Annotated in this window: 15 protein-coding genes and 1 pseudogene; 14 read left to right on the top strand and 2 right to left on the bottom strand. The window is 61.2% G+C overall.

The window, feature by feature from the left end:
* Positions 1-41 precede the first annotated feature (41 nt).
* Both FP026_RS27405 and FP026_RS27400 read left to right on the top strand, forming a co-directional pair.
* Positions 42-728 (top strand): glutathione S-transferase family protein, encoded by a 687-nt coding sequence (locus FP026_RS27405; protein ID WP_149637724.1) that lies wholly within the window; start codon positions 42-44, stop codon positions 726-728.
* 98 nt (positions 729-826) lie between these two features.
* On the top strand, positions 827-1,798 hold the full coding sequence (locus FP026_RS27400; RefSeq protein WP_149637723.1) for an alpha/beta fold hydrolase: 972 nt from the start codon (positions 827-829) through the stop codon (positions 1,796-1,798).
* Positions 1,799-1,895: 97 nt separating this feature from the next.
* On the opposite strand, the gene FP026_RS30390 is transcribed toward FP026_RS27400, so the two are convergent.
* Complete coding sequence (locus tag FP026_RS30390) at positions 1,896-2,039, bottom strand: hypothetical protein (protein WP_188112705.1); 144 nt, start codon at positions 2,037-2,039, stop codon at positions 1,896-1,898.
* Positions 2,040-2,890: 851 nt separating this feature from the next.
* Here FP026_RS30390 and FP026_RS27390 point away from each other — a divergent pair.
* The 5 genes and pseudogenes from FP026_RS27390 (at position 2,891) to FP026_RS27370 (ending at position 7,774) form a co-directional block, all read left to right on the top strand.
* Positions 2,891-3,916, top strand: coding sequence for a ketopantoate reductase family protein (locus FP026_RS27390; protein WP_149637722.1), 1,026 nt, complete (start codon positions 2,891-2,893; stop codon positions 3,914-3,916).
* Between the two features lie 51 nt (positions 3,917-3,967).
* A complete protein-coding gene (locus tag FP026_RS27385; protein WP_149637721.1) occupies positions 3,968-4,552 on the top strand; it encodes a TetR/AcrR family transcriptional regulator in 585 nt (194 codons plus the stop codon).
* Positions 4,549-5,151 (top strand): 2-hydroxychromene-2-carboxylate isomerase, encoded by a 603-nt coding sequence (locus FP026_RS27380; protein ID WP_149637720.1) that lies wholly within the window; start codon positions 4,549-4,551, stop codon positions 5,149-5,151. The genes FP026_RS27385 and FP026_RS27380 overlap by 4 nt, the downstream gene beginning before the upstream one ends.
* 52 nt (positions 5,152-5,203) lie before the next feature.
* A pseudogene (locus FP026_RS27375) lies at positions 5,204-5,398 on the top strand (FAD-linked oxidase C-terminal domain-containing protein); the annotation flags it as partial.
* Positions 5,399-5,449: 51 nt separating this feature from the next.
* Entirely contained in the window at positions 5,450-7,774 is a 2,325-nt protein-coding gene (locus FP026_RS27370) for a molybdopterin guanine dinucleotide-containing S/N-oxide reductase (protein WP_149637719.1), read from the top strand.
* 105 nt (positions 7,775-7,879) lie between these two features.
* Here FP026_RS27370 and FP026_RS27365 read toward each other — a convergent pair whose 3' ends face one another.
* Positions 7,880-8,155, bottom strand: a complete 276-nt coding sequence (locus FP026_RS27365; protein WP_149637718.1) for a hypothetical protein — start codon at positions 8,153-8,155, stop codon at positions 7,880-7,882.
* Here FP026_RS27365 and FP026_RS27360 point away from each other — a divergent pair.
* The 7 genes from FP026_RS27360 (at position 8,154) to FP026_RS27330 (ending at position 17,045) form a co-directional block, all read left to right on the top strand.
* Positions 8,154-9,806, top strand: a complete 1,653-nt coding sequence (locus FP026_RS27360) for an ABC transporter substrate-binding protein (protein ID WP_149637717.1) — start codon at positions 8,154-8,156, stop codon at positions 9,804-9,806. The two genes, FP026_RS27365 and FP026_RS27360, sit on opposite strands and share 2 nt — an antisense overlap.
* A 38-nt stretch (positions 9,807-9,844) precedes the next feature.
* Entirely contained in the window at positions 9,845-10,855 is a 1,011-nt protein-coding gene (locus FP026_RS27355; protein ID WP_149637716.1) for an ABC transporter permease, read from the top strand.
* The gene (locus tag FP026_RS27350) at positions 10,852-11,700 is read left to right on the top strand and encodes an ABC transporter permease (protein WP_149637715.1); all 849 of its coding nucleotides are present in this window, start codon (positions 10,852-10,854) and stop codon (positions 11,698-11,700) included. The genes FP026_RS27355 and FP026_RS27350 overlap by 4 nt, the downstream gene beginning before the upstream one ends.
* Entirely contained in the window at positions 11,679-13,406 is a 1,728-nt protein-coding gene (locus FP026_RS27345) for an ABC transporter ATP-binding protein (RefSeq protein WP_149637714.1), read from the top strand. The genes FP026_RS27350 and FP026_RS27345 overlap by 22 nt, the downstream gene beginning before the upstream one ends.
* Positions 13,403-14,491, top strand: a complete 1,089-nt coding sequence (locus tag FP026_RS27340) for an LLM class flavin-dependent oxidoreductase (RefSeq protein WP_149637713.1) — start codon at positions 13,403-13,405, stop codon at positions 14,489-14,491. The genes FP026_RS27345 and FP026_RS27340 overlap by 4 nt, the downstream gene beginning before the upstream one ends.
* Positions 14,492-14,648: 157 nt before the next feature.
* Complete coding sequence (locus FP026_RS27335) at positions 14,649-15,752, top strand: LLM class flavin-dependent oxidoreductase (protein ID WP_149637712.1); 1,104 nt, start codon at positions 14,649-14,651, stop codon at positions 15,750-15,752.
* A 111-nt stretch (positions 15,753-15,863) separates the two neighbouring features.
* Entirely contained in the window at positions 15,864-17,045 is a 1,182-nt protein-coding gene (locus FP026_RS27330) for an acyl-CoA dehydrogenase family protein (RefSeq protein WP_149637711.1), read from the top strand.
* Positions 17,046-17,284 lie beyond the last annotated feature (239 nt).

Genomic DNA, 17,284 nt, shown 5'->3' with positions numbered 1-17,284 from the left:
GGCCGTAATCTATCTATCGATAGACAGATAAGGAGTCTTTCATGAAAATCTTTGATCGCCCCGGCTTTCCTAATCCGGCCCGCATCCGCATCGTCCTCGCCGAGAAGGGGCTCGAACCCCAGGTCGAGTTCGTCTCCGTCGATCTCATCGCCGCCGAACACAAACAGCCGGCTTTCCTCGAAAAGAATCCTTCCGGCGTGTTGCCGGTCCTGCAACTCGACGACAGCACCTACATCGCCGAATCCACCGCCATCACGGAATACCTCGATAATCTCGACGGCGAACCGAAGCTCACCGGCAAGACGCCGAGGGAAAAGGCTGTCATCCACATGATGCAGAAGCGAGCGGAAACCGAGCTGCTCGACGCGGTCGGCAATTACTTCCACCACGCAACGCCTGGCCTCGGTGCCGACCTGCAGGTGTTCAAGAGCCCTGAATGGGTTGGCCGCCAGGAATGGGGCAACCGCCAGCGCGACAAGGCGATTGCCGGCATGAAGTATTTCGACGCGGTGTTGCGGGGGCATTCGTTCGTCGCGGGCGACGTATTCTCGATGGCCGATATCACTGTGTTTGCCGGGCTGATGTTTGCCGATGCGGCCGGCATTGCTGTGCCCGAGTCCTACACCGCGCTGAATGCCTGGCGCGCGAAGGTTTCTGAACTGCCGAGCGTCAAGAACCGCAGCGGCCAGACGTTCGTCACGGAGGATCTGCGCAGGCTAGGCTTCTGATCCCAGACAGGGAGGCGGCTCGACCATCGCGCCAACACGCCCATCCGCATTCGACAATCATGCCGCCGCGGGCGGCTTATTTCTCACGGAGTTTCCTCATGTCGACGATCACAACACCCGAAAGCGCTTCCCGGCGCAACCTCTTGAAAGGGGTCGCCATCGCTGGCGTCGGACTTGCGGCTGCAGGGGCCAGCGCCAATCCGGCGGATGCAAAGACCCCCGCGTCAAACCGTGCCGGCAAGCCAACCGGCGATCACCTCATCACGAAAGACGGCACCAGCCTCTACTACAAGGACTGGGGCACCGGTCCGGCCGTGGTGTTCAGCCATGGCTATCCGCTCTCGTCCGACGCCTGGGAGGACCAGATGTTCTTCCTGTTGCAGAATGGCTACCGCGTCATCGCCCATGATCGCCGGGGTTTTGGCCGATCGAGCCAGCCCTCCGATGGTTACGACTACGACACCTTCGCCGATGATCTGGCGCAACTGGTCGAGGCACTCGATCTGCGCGAGGCGACCTTCGTCGGTCATTCGATGGGTGGTGGCGAGGTCGCACGCTATGTCGCGCGCCATGGCCAGAGCCGCGTCGCAAAAGTCGCCTTCGTGTCCTCGGTGACACCCTTCCTGCTCAAGACCACGACCAACCCGAACGGTGCACAGAAGGAATTGTTCGATACATTCCGCGCCGCCGTGCAGACAAACCGGTCGCAGTGGAATCTCGACGTCACCATGCCGTACTATAGCTTCAACCGTCCGGGCGCGCATGTATCGGAAGGCCTGCGGGAGAGCTACTGGCGGCAGGGGCAGGCAACCGGGTTTCTTGCCGCCTATCATGCGCTTGGCGCCTTCTCGGAGACCGATTTCCGCGATGACCTGAAGAAGATCACCGTCCCCGCGCTGGTAGTCCACGGCAGCGATGATCAGATCGTCCCACTGGAGATCTCCGCGAAACTGACGGCTGGGCTCGTTCCGCATGCCAAGCTGATCGTTTACGAAGGCGGCTCGCATGGATTGCTGCATGTCGACAAGGACCGCTTGAACGCCGACCTGCTGGCGTTCCTCCGCGGCTGATGGCGTACGAAAGGCCGAGGGCTGGCCGTAGCCCAGCCCTCGGCGGCTTTAAGTGCGATCGAGCGCCAGTCTGGCAATCAGGAGGCCGCGATCTCATTCACCGACGTGTCGTAAAGAGATCACCATCAAACTCCTCCCCGACGATGCCGCCAAGTCCTGCCGACAGTGACACCGCGGAATCCAAAGGCGCAAACGTCATCGTCACGCGCCGCACGAGCCCGGTCTCGTCGCGCTCGATCACCCCACCGCTTCCAGATGACCGTTCAGGACTTCGTCACCTCGCACCGGGCCGCCTTCAATACGCTGGACGCGGCCGCGTAAGCCACTCCGGCGCAGACCGACGAGCCTCGGCATCACCGGGTCTGAAACACCGGTTCCGTCCAACAAGCTGATGGTGGCGCGACGAATGCACCGCCCGCCCACCTTCCAGCAGAAACGAGTTGAGTATCAACCTATCAGGTAAAATCGGCTTGGTTACGGGATCCACCGCAGGCATCGGATTTGCCGTTGCCTGTGGGCTCCACGAGGCAGGCGCAGCAGTCGCTCGCCCTATGCTGGGTCTGTCGCAAAGCGAAACCCGCCGATGTGTACGCTACAACCCGCATCTTTCACGGTCGACTGCGGCGCGTGCACTTGGTATCTCCGTGCGCCATCTTCATCGTCTCTTCGAAGGAACCGGCGATCTGTATCCAGATAGGTACTGCACTCCCTCCCCATCAGATCGAACCCGCGCCCCACGGACTATCGCATTGAAGGATAGGTACCCAGAAGATAAGGGCCGAGCAAATATTTTCTACTAATTCAGTAGAAAAAGAACGACCTGTCTTTCTGCTGATGAGGTGATAACCTACACTTCTCCCAACATTCAGGAAGCGGGCGCTTACGTTATGTAACGCTCAATGGGCCATCAATGTTGACCAGGATTTCGAATTCAAAGTGTTGCGTTAGCCGGCTGTCATCCCCAGGCAGATCATGCGATTTCCCAATCGGAGCAACTGTCTTTTATTCCTTAGCAGGAACCGTAGGTGTTGAATGGCGACAAGCGCGACGACGGCGCGTGTGTCAGCCGCAGATTAGATTTGGAAAGACGAAATGACCCGGTACATCATCATCGGAGCGGGGGCAGTCGGCGCGAGCATGGCTGCACAGTTCGAGCTTTCCGGCATCAGCTACGCGTTGATCGGACGAGGCGCGCAAATCGGCCATGTGAAGGAACATGGCTTAAGCTACCAGCGTCCATCCGGTACGCAACAGATCAGTCTGAACGCCTTCGATCTCGCCGATCTGCCCGAGTTGAAGCCGAGCGATATTCTTTTGCTGACGGTGAAGTCGCAGGATGTGGCCGGCGCCCTCGCCTTCTGGTCATGGCGGCCGGTATCAGGCGCGACAACCACAACTGCCGCTAATCTTCCTGTGGTCACCTTCCAGAACGGCCTGGCAGCAGAAGCGTTTGCGCTCAGAACCTTTGACCGGGTTTATGGAGCGAGCATCATCACGCCTGCCCGCTTCACGGAAACAGGCAAAGTCGCTGTCAGCGGCGACCCGCAGGTCGGCGTCGTCACAGTCGGGCGTTTTCCACTGAGCCGTGATGAAACGAGCGATCGAATTGCTGCGGACCTGAACCGTGCAGGCTACCTCGCGGAAACGAGCCCCGACATCCAGCGTTGGAAATCGGCCAAACTTCTTCACAACGTTCGAAACGTGCTGGAACTGTTCGACGGTTCTGCCGATCTATTGGTTTCGATTGGCGAGGCATTGGTGAGCGAGGCTCGCCAAGCTCTGGAGGCTGCCGGATACAGTCCCGCTTCACCTTCGGAGCGGACTATCGATATCTCAGGTTGGCGCGTAGCGCAGAACAGCGGCATCCAGCCGGGGCAGCAATCGACGTGGCAAAGCTTTATTCGCGGGGCGTCGAGCGAAGTCGATTTTCTGAACGGCGAAATCGTCCTGCTTGGCCGCCTTCACAATATTCCGACACCCTATAACGTGGCGGTTCAGACGCTTGCCGGCCGACTGGCGCGTGAAGGCTTCTCAAAACCGCTGCCGCTTGACGCGATCCGCTCACTTGTCGACAGATCACATAGCGGCATCGACACTGGTCTTCTCGAGACCGCGTGATCACTTGCCTGCCAATCCCACAACGATGAAACCTCAAGCTGAAGCGACCCAATGAGAGAAGCCATATCAGATCATATCCTCATCGCAGCCGGCGCGCTCTTTTACAAAGAAGGCATCCGGGCCGTCGGGATCGATCGCATCATCGAAGAAGCGAAGGTCGCGAAGGCCACACTCTACCGGCACTTTCCGTCCAAGGACCATCTCGTCGCCGCCTATCTCGAGGATCGCCACGACCGCGTCATTCGCTCGCTGCAAGACGTTCTTGAGGCGACGAATGAACCAAGAGAGCAGATCAACGTGATCTTTGAACGGCTGCACGAAAAGGCTGATAGCCCAGAGTTTCGCGGCTGCGCCTTCGCTCTTGCGGTCGCAGAGCACGGCGACTCCGAACGTGTCGTGTCAGTGGCGCGGGCACACAAGGCCATGGTGAGAGGCATATTCGGCGCCATCATGGCAAGAACAGGCGGCAGCCCGAACCAGGCGTCAGCGCATCTCTCCCTTCTCTACGAAGGGGCACTCGCCACTGTGGCGGTTGGCCGCGATCCACAGGCGGTACTGATTGCCCGCGACTGCGCGCTTTCCGTCTTCGACGCCGCAATCCATTCGAGTGAGCCTTCAAAAAAGAGCAAAGCATGACAAAAACCATCGATTACTTCTTCGGCATCGGCTCGCCTTGGTCCTTCATCGGTCTCGAGCCGTTTGCCGAACTGGCTCGTGAACATGAGGCCACGATCCGTCCTTTTCTCATCCCGCTGATCGAGGATAATGGCGCGATCTACGCGCGCAACCGGCCGGCGGCACGCCGTGCCTACTGGACTACGGATTTGAAGCGTTGGGCGGCACTACGAGGTAAGACGTTAAATTTCGAAAACCGCGCCGCGCTTTCAGATCCGACATCCGCCGGCTTCATGATCATTGCCGCTATCGAAAATGGCGCAGACTGGCTGCCGTTGACGCGAGCCCTCCAGGAAGCCTTCTGGGGACGCGGTGAGGACATCGGCAAGGCGGAGGTTCGCCGGGCGATAGCGGATGCCGCTGGTTTCGATGGCGCTACGCTCGATGCGCAAGGTCAGAGCGATGCCGTGCAGGCAATCTGGAAGGCGAATTACAAGGCGGCCAAGCAGTCGGGTGTTTTCGGACTTCCGACGTTCCGCTACGAAAACGAGCTCTACTGGGGACAGGACAGCCTGCCCTTCCTCGAACGGCATCTCCAGGGCGAGATGCTGGTTGCCTGATTTCATTCCGACAGGTGCTTGCGACAAGCGCAGCTGCCGGAGACTTGTTCAGTCCGCCATCGACAAGAAGATGGTCGAATATGCGATTTCGGTCGGCGGCACATCGACGGGCGAACATGGCGTGGGCACGGGCAAGATTGCCTATCTGCGCCAGGAACATGGCGACGCCGTGAATCTCATGGCGGTCATCAAGAACGCAGTCGACCCCGGTGGCATCATGAACCCAGGAAAGATCCTGCCGGGCTAGGTTTCGTCAGCCTCCTTTTGGAAGCGCATCGATCGCCGAGGACACTCTCAGATGAACGCGTTCAAGACCCACAGTTCCCATTGGGGAGCGTTCTCAGGCCGATACGAGAACGGCAAGCTAGAGATCCGGCCGCATCCGGGCGATCCGCACCCCTCCCCATTGCTGGGCAATCTTCCCGCGATTGCCGATAGCCCGGCTCGCGTCAGGCGCCCCGCGATCCGGCGCGGCTGGCTCGAAGGCACACCTGGTCATGCAGCCAAACGCGGAGCAGACGACTATCTGGAGGTCAGCTGGCCCGAGGCGGAGAAACTGGTCGCGAAAGAGCTTCAGCGTGTTTACGGCGAGTATGGCCCTCGCGCCGTGTTCGGTGGCTCCTACGGCTGGTCGAGCGCCGGACGCTTCCACCATGCGCAAAGCCAGATCCATCGCTTCTTGAATGTGCTGGGCGGATATGTGCGATCCGTCAACACGTACAGTTCCGGTGCGGCCATGGTCGTCATCCCGCATGTCTTGGGACCATATGACCAGTTCGACCGCAAGAGCGTCACCTGGGATGCCATAGAGCGGAGCAGCGAACTGGTCGTCGCCTTCGGCGGAATGGCGATCAAGAATGCGGATGTGCACGGCGGCGGCATCAGCACGCATGTCGTACGGCAGAAGCTCACCGGCGCCAGCGCCCGCGGCGCCCGCTTCATACTCGTCAGCCCGCTCGAGGACGATTTTCCCGCTGACCTGAGCGCGGAATGGCTGCCGATCATACCCGGCACCGATGTGGCGCTGATGCTTGGCCTCGCGCATGTGCTTGTCGGTGAAGACCTGCATGACCGTCCCTTCCTGGATCGGTATACGGTCGGCTACGACCGTTTCGAGGATTATCTGCTCGGCCGCACCGACGGATTGGAAAAGAGCCCCGAATGGGCTGCAGATATCTGCGGCATCGGCGTAGAAGTCATCAAAGACCTGGCACGCAAGATGGCACGCGCAAGGACGCTGATCACCGTCAGTCATTCCCTGCAGCGCGCCGACTACGGCGAGCAGCCGGTCTGGATGGGCATCGTGCTCGCCGCAATGCTGGGGCAGATCGGGCTGGATGGCGGCGGCTATTCCTATTCCCTTGGAGCCTTGGGCAATATCGGCAAGCATCAATTGGCGGTACCGCTGCCGACCCTCAATCAGTTCCGAAATCCTGTGACCGATTTTATCCCCGTCGCGCGTATCGCCGACATGCTCCTTAATCCCGGTGAGGAATTCCACTACAACGGCCAGGCTTTGCGTTATCCGGACATTCGCCTCGTCTATTGGGCGGGCGGCAATCCGTTTCATCACCATCAGGATATCAATCGGCTGCGGTCGGCATTCAAACGGCCGGAGACGATTATCGTGCACGAGACGGCCTGGACTTCGACTGCTCGTCATGCCGACATTGTGCTGCCCGCGACGACGACACTGGAACGAGACGATATCGGCGCAGCAGATCGCGACGAGCTCATGATCGCCATGAAAAAACTGATCGAGCCGGTTGGCGAAGCACGAGACGATTACGAGATCTTTGCCGCGATCGCCCGTCGTCTCGGGAAAGACGAGGAATTCACCGCGAACCGGACCAGTCGGGCATGGCTCGCCTATCTGTTCGAGACGACGCGTAAGGCGCTCGCCGATGGCGGTCACGACGCGCCTGATTTCGAGGCGTTCTGGGAAAATGGCGAACTTCGTCTGCCGCTCAAGCCCGAGGATGGCGGACCGGCGCGCGCCTTCCGGCACGACCCTTCTGCGTTTCCGCTGCAGACGCCCTCGGGAAAAATCGAGATCTTCTCGCAAACCATCGAAGACTTTGGCTACGACGACTGCGGCGGTCATCCACGTTGGTATCCGCCGAGGTCAGAAGCGGATGAGAGCCGCTATCCGCTGCATCTGGTCTGCAACCAACCGCACCAGCGCCTGCATAGCCAGCTGGACTACGGCGATTTCAGCCGCTCGACCAAGATCAAGGACCGCGAGCCGGTTCGCATCAACCCCGTCGACGCGGCGGAGCGCGGCATATCGGACGGCGATGTCGTCCGCCTCTTCAACGCGCGGGGCAGCTGTCTTGCTGCCGCTCGGTTGAGCGCAACTGTCCGAAAAGGCGTGATGCAGCTTGCAACGGGAGCATGGTTCGAGCCGGATGATCCGGCGGCGGGCACAGCCATGTGCATTCATGGCAACCCGAATATTCTCACCCGTGACGTCGGAACGTCCCGATTGGCGCAAGGCTCGACCGGGCAGATCACGAAAATCGAGGTGGAACGGTTTGCCGGAGAACTGCCGCCGGTGCGGATTCTCGAGCGCATGACGTTCGCACCATCGGCCGACAGATCCGGCGATCGAAAGCCTCTCTGAAAAGCTGATCCTATCATCTTTGGGAACCGGGGGAAAATAATCCATAGAATTAGTAGAAAAAGAACAACTGGTCTTTCTCCTTCAAGCCACCCTGCTAGGCTGTCGTCATGATCTTCTCGGCAAAAACAGGGGACCTTTCATGACCGAAAAACGATCAGCAAACAGAGGCTTCGACTGTAAGACGATCAGGCGCTGAGCAATATCGGCACCTTCGTTCTGAGCGTCGAAACGACGTAAACGGACAAATACATCTCGGTTTTTCAGGCAGGCGTTTTGCCCGCTCGGCGCGGTTGTCGAAGCGGAGGCGGCTTGACGCGCGCACTTCGCGACGACGGTCGCAATACAGGCATAGACAATACTCGAACCATCAGGATCCTTCATGACCGAACGTTCCACCTTGCTCTCCCTTTCCAGGCGCCGTCTGCTGATCACGACGTCCGCGGCGGCTGTCGCCGTTCTGGTTGCAACGAAGGGGTTCACTCCGGCTGAGGCTGCCGACAGCCCGCGCGAAGGTGGCGACATCACGTTCCTGATCGACTCGCTCGGCGACACGTGGATCCCGAACAACAGCGCCATCTCCAGCTTTCAGGGCCACATCTGGGGCCATGTGACCGACAAGCTCCTCTACGTCGATGCTGACGGCAAGGTCAGCCCCTGGATCGCCGAGAGCTGGGAGCAGAACGACACCGCCACCGAGTTTACCCTCCATCTCAAGAAGGGTGTGACCTTCTCCGACGGCACACCGCTCGATGCTTCGGCCGTCGTCGCCAACCTCGATATTTGGTACGCAGGCCGCAAGAACGAGGGCATCAACCCGATTGGTCTCTTCCCGAAGACCTACGATCATGCCGAGGCCGTTGACGCGGCCACGGTCAAGGTCTTCTTCAAGAAGCCGACACTCGGTTTCATTCCGACGCTCGGCTACCATGGCTCGATCCTGATCTCGCCCAAGACCCTCGCGCAGCCAGCCGCGCAGCAGGCCGACCTCAGCAAGACCTCCGGCAGCGGCCCGTATGTGGTCGAGTCCTGGAAGGAGGGCAACTTCGTCAAGCTCACCAAGCGCAAGGACTACAACTGGGGGCCTGGGGCGGTTGGTCATACCGGTCCGGCCTATCTCGATACCATCACCTACAAGCTGGTATCGGAGCCGTCGCTGCGGGTCTCGGCCGTTCAATCCGGACAGGCCGACGTCGCCTACAACGCCTCTCCACAGGAGTTGGAGTCTCTCAAGGCAGACGGTTTCACCGTCGCGACACCGCGCTATCTCGGTTTCGTAAACGGCTGGGCGATCAACACCAAGCTCGCGCCATATGATGACGTGAAGGTGCGCCAGGCCCTCCAGGCCGGCATCAACCGCCAGGAGATCATCGACACCGTCTATACGCCCGACTGGAAGCTTGCGACATCCTTCATCCAGAGCAACGTGCCGGGAGCGACGGACCAAAGCACCCTGCTGGCCTACAACCCCGGCAAGGCCGAGAAGCTTCTCGACGAGGCGGGATGGACCAAGGGCGCCGACGGCATCCGCGCGAAGGCCGGCAAGCAACTGTCGCTGACGCTGAATTCCAACCCCTATCTCGCAACCTCCAAAGCGATCGATGAACTGATCGCCCAGCAACTCGGCAAGATCGGCTGGAAGGTCGATATCCGGGCCTACGACGTCGTCACCTTCGGCCAGAAGGTGAAATACGGCGGTCCTGCCGTGCCGGCCTACGAGGTGACGCGCAGCTTCATCGACGCAGGAACAGTCGCCAGCATCCTGACGAACGCCAACAATGGCGAGAACTGGTTTGCCCTCGACGAAAGCGACAAGACGCTCAACGAACTCCGCGACAAGATCGCCGGCGCCGCTTCGATCGAAAGCCGCAAACCGCTTCTGGATGAGCTGCAGAGATATGTCCTCGACCAGGGTTACTTCATTCCGCGCACGCAGATCGTCCAGCGGATCTATGCGCAGTCTCCCAAGCTGACAGGCGTGGTCTACAACGGCGTCGCCTATGCCAGCTACTACACGGCGACGAAGAGCGAGTAATCCGCAATGCGACCGAGCAACGCGAGAAGGTGATCGGCATGAGCAAAGCCTACCTGAACTATGCTGCAAAACGCCTTGTGCAGGCTATTGTCGTGATCCTGCTGGCTTACGTCTTCACCTTCGTCGTCGTCAGCATCCTGCCCGGCGACCCGATCACCAACGTGCTGAACAACCCCCAGAATGGGTTCACGCCGGACGAGATCAAGGAGATCATCGCCGCGCAGGGGCTGGATAAGCCTATTCCGATCCAGTTGTGGACAGCCTTTTCCGGCTTCGTGACCGGCGATCTCGGCCTGTCGATGCGAACCAATCGGCCGGTGTCGACCCTGATCGCCGAGGTGCTGCCGTCGACGTTGATCCTCGCTTCCGCCGGCCTTGCCGTTGCCCTTATCCTGGCGGCGGTAATCGCTTATGGCACGCAGTTCCTGCCGAAACGCTTTGGCCAGGGATTACTGCGCGGCTTCCCGTCGCTGTTTCTGTCGGTGCCGAACTTCGTGATCGGCCTGGTGCTGATCCACCTGTTCGGCTTCCAGCTTGGCATCTTTCGCGTGATCGAGCCCGACAGTTTCTGGGCGACCGCGTTTGCGGCGATCGCGCTTGGCATCCCCATCTCGGCGCAAATCGCCGAAGTGCTGATCGCCAACCTCGACCACGAGTCCGGACAAGAATACGCCGCCGTCGCGCGTGGCCGTGGCCTTGGGCAAATGCGCCTCTTTGCAAAGCACCTGCTTAAGCCGTCTTCGCTCCCGGTCATCACCGTCATCGCTCTGACGATCGGGGAACTGCTGGGAGGCTCGCTGATCACCGAGACAGTGTTTGGGCGCACCGGCCTTGGCAGTCTGGTGCAGCGGTCGGTGAGCACCCAGGACCTGCCGGTGCTTCAGGCGGTCGTGTCGTTGGCAGCCGTCGTCTTTGTGATCGTCAACCTGATCGCCGATCTCACCTACCCGCTGCTCGATCCGCGCGTAAAACTCCTCGGCACACCCGGACGTCGTCCAACTATGGCGGAGGAAGGTTCCGTCAATATTTCCAAAGCGGTGACGTCATGACGCTTGCCACCACTCACTCCTCCGCGCGCGTGACGACGATCGGCCGGCTGACGGCGCTGCGCGTGCCACCGATTGTGCTGCTTTCCTTCGCCGTGGTCACGCTCGCGATTGCCTGGTCGCTCGCCCCTGGCCTGTTTACCAGCTATAGCCCGGTCAACGGCGTTACCGCTCAGAAGCTGCTCGGCCCAAGTGCCGCGCACTGGTTCGGCACCGATCATCTGGGACGCGACCTCTATGCCCGCGTCGTCTATGGCACGGCATCCTCCGTGGCGAGCGCGCTGATCGCAGTGGTCATCGGCGTCGTCGCCGGCGGGCTCATCGGTCTTCTGGCCGGTTTCTTCGGCGGCTGGGTCGATATCGTATTCGCCCGACTGGTCGACGTGCTGCTTGCCATTCCCAAATTCCTGCTGGCGGTCATCGTCGTCACCGCGATCGGCTTCGACACCACCAACGCCGCCATCGCGACAGGCGTATCGGCGGTGGCTCTATTCGCCCGGGTGATGCGCTCGGAAGTCATCAAGACTCGGCAAGCGACCTTCGTCGAGTCGTCCTTCCTGCTGGGCGGATCGCGCTGGCACATTCTGTGGCGCCACGTCCTGCCAAATGCGTCCCGCTCGGTGCTGCCGCTTGCGGTGCTGCAATTCGGCGACTCGATCCTGGTGATCGCCAGCCTCGCCTTCCTCGGTTACGGCGACCCGCCGCCGGCTTCCGACTGGGGCCTGCTGATCTCGATCGGTAAGGATTACCTCAAATGGCCATGGCTGGTCTACGCACCCGCCTTCGTCACGATCGCGACCGTCCTCTCTGTAAACAGGATCAGCCGATGGCTCCGCAAGACAGACTGACCGCCCCCTTCACCCGCACCGAGACCACCGCGATACCGCGCAGGCCGGCTCCCCTGCTGCGGGTGAGCGACCTCTCGGTCTCCTACGGGCCTAATCAAGTCGTTACCGACGTCGGGTTCGAACTCAGCCGCGGCAAGAGTCTCGCCCTCATCGGAGAGTCAGGCTCGGGCAAATCGACCATCGCCCGCACGGTGCTGCGCCTACTCCCCAGCGGCGCGCGTGCCACCGGCCGCGTCGAGTTCGACGGCCAGGAAGTGCTGGGGCTCTCCGAGCGCAGTTTCCGGCCGCTTAGGGGACGTGCCATCGGCTTCGTACCGCAGGACCCCGGCAATTCCCTTAACCCGGTGCGGGCGATCGGCGCCCAGGCAATGGAGGCGGCAGCACTCCTCGACGAGCCCAATAAAGCCATCCGAAAGGCGCTCATTCTGGAGACCTTCGCCCAGGTGGGGCTCGACAATCCCCAGCGCGTCTACGACTCCTACCCGCATCAATTGTCCGGCGGCATGCTGCAGCGCGTGCTGATCGGCCTTGCGGTCCTGCCGCGGCCGCTGCTGCTGGTGGCAGACGAGCCGACCTCCGCGCTCGACGTCACGATCCAGAAGCGGATTCTCGACCTGCTCTCGAAGCTCCAGCACGAGCTGGATATCAGCCTGCTCCTCATCACTCACGACCTGGCGATCGCCGCCGAACGGGCGGACTCGCTCGTGGTGCTCAAGGACGGCGGCATCCAGGAGACGGGCCGCACCGCGGCTGTCTTCTCCTCGCCAGCCTCAGCCTATGCGAAAAAGCTGCACGCCGACGTCCCGGCCCTCAATCCCGACCGCTACGCCAGGCTGCGCGACTCCGGCTTCCGCTTCCTGAGGACCGAGGCCAGCAAGGTGCCGAAGATCGAGGTCAGCGGCGTCACCAAGACCTTCGCGGTCGATGACAAGGTGCTGACGGCCGTCAACGACGTGTCATTCTCCGTTCCGGCGGGCACCACGCATGCGCTGGTCGGCGAGTCGGGCTCGGGCAAGACGACAACGATCCGGCTGCTGCTCGGACTCGACGAACCCGACACGGGAACTATCTCGGTCGCCGGCGAAGAGCTCACCGGCCGCTCGCGCCAGTCGCTGCGATCGGTGTGGCGCCACCTCCAGCTCGTCTACCAGAACCCCTTCACTTCGCTCGACCCGTCTTGGACGGTCGAGCAGCTGGTGCGCGAGCCGCTCGACCGCTTCAAGATCGGAACGCCTAAGGAGCGGACCGAAGGCGTCCGAGAGGCGCTCGCCAATGTCGGGCTCGGCGAACACCTGCTCTCACGCAAGCCGACGGCGCTATCGGGCGGCCAACGCCAGCGCGTGGCCATCGCCCGCTCGCTGGTCCTCAAGCCTGATGTGATCGTACTCGACGAGCCCACCTCCGCGCTCGACGTCACCGTCCAGGCCGACATCATCGACGTGTTGCTGTCGTTGCAGGCAAATCTTGGCCTGACCTACGTGTTCGTTTCCCACGACTTGGCCCTGGTACGTCAGCTCGCCCACACCGTCTCGGTGATGCAGCGTGGCCGCATCGTCGAACACGGGACCGTCAGCGATATCTTCCACAACCCGCAACACCCCTATACGGCATCGCTTCTGGGATCGATCCCCTCCGGCATCGCAGCTCCGTCCCGCGTGCCACAGACGGATCCGGAGCGGGCTCTTCGCAAGGAAAAGATTGCATGACCATTGCTGCGGCCGCCAGCACCCTTCCCGCGTCGTTCCGACCGAAGCAGCGGTTGGGCTTCAACACCCGGGTCTCGTTCAACGACGAGGCCGGGCCGGCTCAAGGGTTGCGTGACGGGATCGAGCTCTTCAAACAGGCCGAGCGGCTTGGCTACCAGTCAGGCTGGGCCTATCAGCGACACTTCGACCATTATCTGTCTTCGCCGCTTCCTTTCTTCGCGGCCGTCGGACAGCATACCAGCCGCATCACGCTTGGATCGGCGGTCATCCCGATGCGCTACCAGGATCCGATCCTGCTTGCGGAGGCGGCCGGCACGACGGATCTGCTGATCGATGGCCGGCTTGAACTCGCTATCTCAACCGGCGCCAATGGCGCCTTCGATGCCGTGTTCGGCGCTGTCGATGCCGACGCACGCACGGAAGCGAAACGCCGGCAAGCACGCTTCCTTTCCGCAATCGCAGGCGACGTCCTGCACACGGTCGCCGAGCCGGGCCAGGGCGCGCCGCAAGGCGCAGAACTCCGCGTGACGCCACATAGCCCGACCCTGCGGGCCCGCATCCGGCAAGGCTCGGCCAGTCTAAGCTCAGCCGTGCAGGCGGCCGAACTCGGCATCGGGCTGATCTCGGGGACGGTCGTGCACGACCAGGCCGAGGGGGAGACGTTCGGGCAATATCAGGCCCGCATCATCGAGACCTTCCGCTCTACCTGGCGCAAGACTTGGGCAACCGAGCCGCCACCCGTGGCCGTCGCCGCCTCGATCCTCGTCGGCACCAGCGCAGAGCTGCGGGAAAAGTACGCCGCCTATGATCTCGAGCGTCGCACCAAGGGAATTGCCGCATCGCGTCCCAAGGGTGCGCTCGAGCCTCCCAGCCAGCCTGCCGGCATCCTGATTTCGCCTGTCTTCCAAGGTACGCCCGACCAGGTGATCGAGGCGGTGTTCAATGATCCAGGCTTGGCCGCCGCAGACGAGATCGTGCTCTTTCTGCCACCTGCTTTTAGGCTTGGCGAGAATATACAGCTGTTGACCGATCTGGCGGCAACGGTTGCTCCAGCGCTTGGGTGGTCGCCTGCCGAGGCTTTGTGAGGTCGGTCGAACTTCGTCACGTTGCCTCAGTGCTACCTCATCCGCGAGAGCAGCGAATATTTTCTATATATTCAATAGAAAAAGAAAGACCTGTCTTCCTCGCCTCATCGCCGCGACTTAACCTTCCCCCATTGTTCGGAAGCCTATAGGAGCTCACATGGCCGCGGAATTCATCAGCGTTAGCTTTCCCAACGCGTCGAACGACCTCAACCCCATTCCCGACGCCCCTGTGGATCCGGGTTTTCTCGAGCGCTACGCACGAGCCCTCGACGACTACGGGTTCAACTATACGCTGATCCCCTACTCCTCATCCTCGTTCGACCCCTTCACGATCGGGGCCACGGTGCTCGCGCATACGAAGCACATCAAGATCATCGTCGCGCTCAGGCCGAACACGGTCTATCCGACGGTCGCGGCCAAATCACTCGCAACCCTCGATCAGTTGAGCGGCGGTCGTGTGGTCGTTCACTTCATCGCCGGCGGCAGCGACGAAGAGCAGGCGCGTGAAGGCGACTTCCTCAACAAGGAAGAGCGCTATGAACGGCAGGAAGAATATATCCGCATCCTGCGCCTGGCGTGGGCATCGACGGAACCTTTCGACTTCGATGGCAAATATTATCAGTTCAAGCAATTCCGCAGCGCGGTGCGCCCGACCAATGGACTCATTCCAATTTCGCTCGGCGGCTCGTCGGACGCCGCCTATCGCATTGGCGGTTCGCTGTGCGACATCTTCGGCCTCTGGGGCGAGCCGCTCGCGGAAACGAAACAGCAGATCGAGCGGATCTACGCGGAAGCCGCAAAGGCAGGTCGAACGGACCGCCCGCGCATCTGGGTCACCTTCCGGCCGATCGTGGCTGAGACCGACGATCTGGCATGGGAAAAGGCGCATCGCGTCCTCGACCAACTGAACGCCAACCGCCAGAAGGGGTTGGCACGTGCTCCGATCAATGCCACTCCGCCGGCCAATGTCGGTTCCCAGCGTCTCCTGGAGATTGCCAAGCGCGGCGATGTCCATGACCGCGCCTTGTGGTACCCGACCGTCACGGCCACGAATGCCAGCGGCGCGACCACCGCGCTTGTGGGTTCACCGCGCACGATCGCCGATTCCATTCTCGATTACATCGATCTTGGTGCCGATCTGATCTCCATCCGCGGTTATGACAATTACAACGATGCCGTCGACTACGGGCGTTACATCCTTCCGCTCGTGCGGGAGGGCATTCGCGAACGCGAGGATGCGAAGAAGAAAAACGCGGCGTAATGCGTGGGCCTAGCGCCCAACACCGAGCAGATGACCTTCTCTAACGACAACCTGAACTATCCGCCCCTCTCGTGATGACGCACCCTCGACAGCTAGAAGGTCTTGAGCCGTATGTCCTATGATCCAACCGTCCTAGACGCGACTGTGAACGTTCTCGCCGAAGCCGCACCCGACGCGGACCAGACCGGGCAATTTCCCTGGGCCGGTATTCGTGCCGTGCACGAGAGCGGGCTCCTCGAAAGCACCGTTGCAACGCGCTATGGCGGCAAAGGCGCTGCGCTGAGCGACGCCGCTTATATTCTGGCGGCATTGGGACGGGGTGATCCTTCGGTGGCCTTGATCAGCGCTATGACGATCTTCACCCATCTCGGCCAGGCGACGAAAAATCATTGGCCGGACGATCTCTACAGGCACCTCCTGAGCGAAGCGAAGCAGAGGCCGCTATTGCTGAATGCCGCCCGCGTCGAGCCGGAGCTGGGATCACCGGCGCGTGGCGGCCTGCCTGCGACACTCGCGCGCCGCACGGCGAATGGCTGGTCGATCACGGGGCGCAAACGCTTCGTGACAGGTGCATACGGTCTCACCCATTTCCTTGTCTGGGCGCATACCGATGAGACGCCTGCACGCGTCGGGACCTTCGTGGTGCCGAATGGATTGCCGGGCATTCAGGTGATCGAGAACTGGAAAAGCCTCGGCATGCGCGCCTCAGGATCGCATGATGTGGAGTATATCGATGTCGAAATTCCCGGGGAAAACGTACTCGAACTCGTCGATCCCTCGGTTGCCCAGCAGGACAATCGGGCGCATGCGGCGATCAACCTGGCTCTGACGGCAATCTATCTCGGCGCCGCCGAAGCCGCGCAGGAGGCATTCATTCGTTTCGCCCATGAACGTGTGCCCGCCAATCTCGGTCACCCCATCGCTCGCACCGAGCGCTTCATGACACTCTCCGGCGAAATCGACCTGCTCGTCGCCGGCGCCCGCCAGATCATCTTTGGCGCGCTGGACGGCAACCATGGTGATGCGGAGATCTTCATAAGGGCCAGGCTCATCGCGGGACGGCAAATCCGCGAGGCCGTGCAGATCGCGGTTCGTGGCATCGGCAATCCAGGTCTCAACGCCGATCTCGGCCTCGAACGACATTTTCGCGATATTCAGTCCGTGCTCATCCATGCTCCGCAGGAAGATACATCCATCTCGATATTGGGCCGCGCTGCCTTCGACAAATGGAACCGGGCCGAGCTCGCTCAAACAGCGCGCGGGCCGGCCGTACCCGTTCTGAAAACGGCCTGACGGGAGCGCATTAGCGTTGCCGCTCCTTGATTATCGCGAACGCATTTTTGGAAGGAACGCGAATGAGCAACAATTTGATCGTTGGCTTCTCAGGTGACTCGTGGAAAGCGTGACAGAAGCGCTGGGATCGCTTGAAGCGACGGCAGATATTCTGGCGCAAGGAGGCTTTTCGCCTCGCCCATTCGAGGGTGGCCTGCTCGTTGATGCCGATGCCGCCAATGGAGTCGCGCTATGGTTCA

The organism is Martinezella tropici, assembly GCF_008370325.1.
Lineage (GTDB): Bacteria > Pseudomonadota > Alphaproteobacteria > Rhizobiales > Rhizobiaceae > Rhizobium > Rhizobium tropici_B.
Note: the sequence above shows the minus strand (reverse complement) of the source record. Positions and strands in the feature narration are given on the sequence as shown.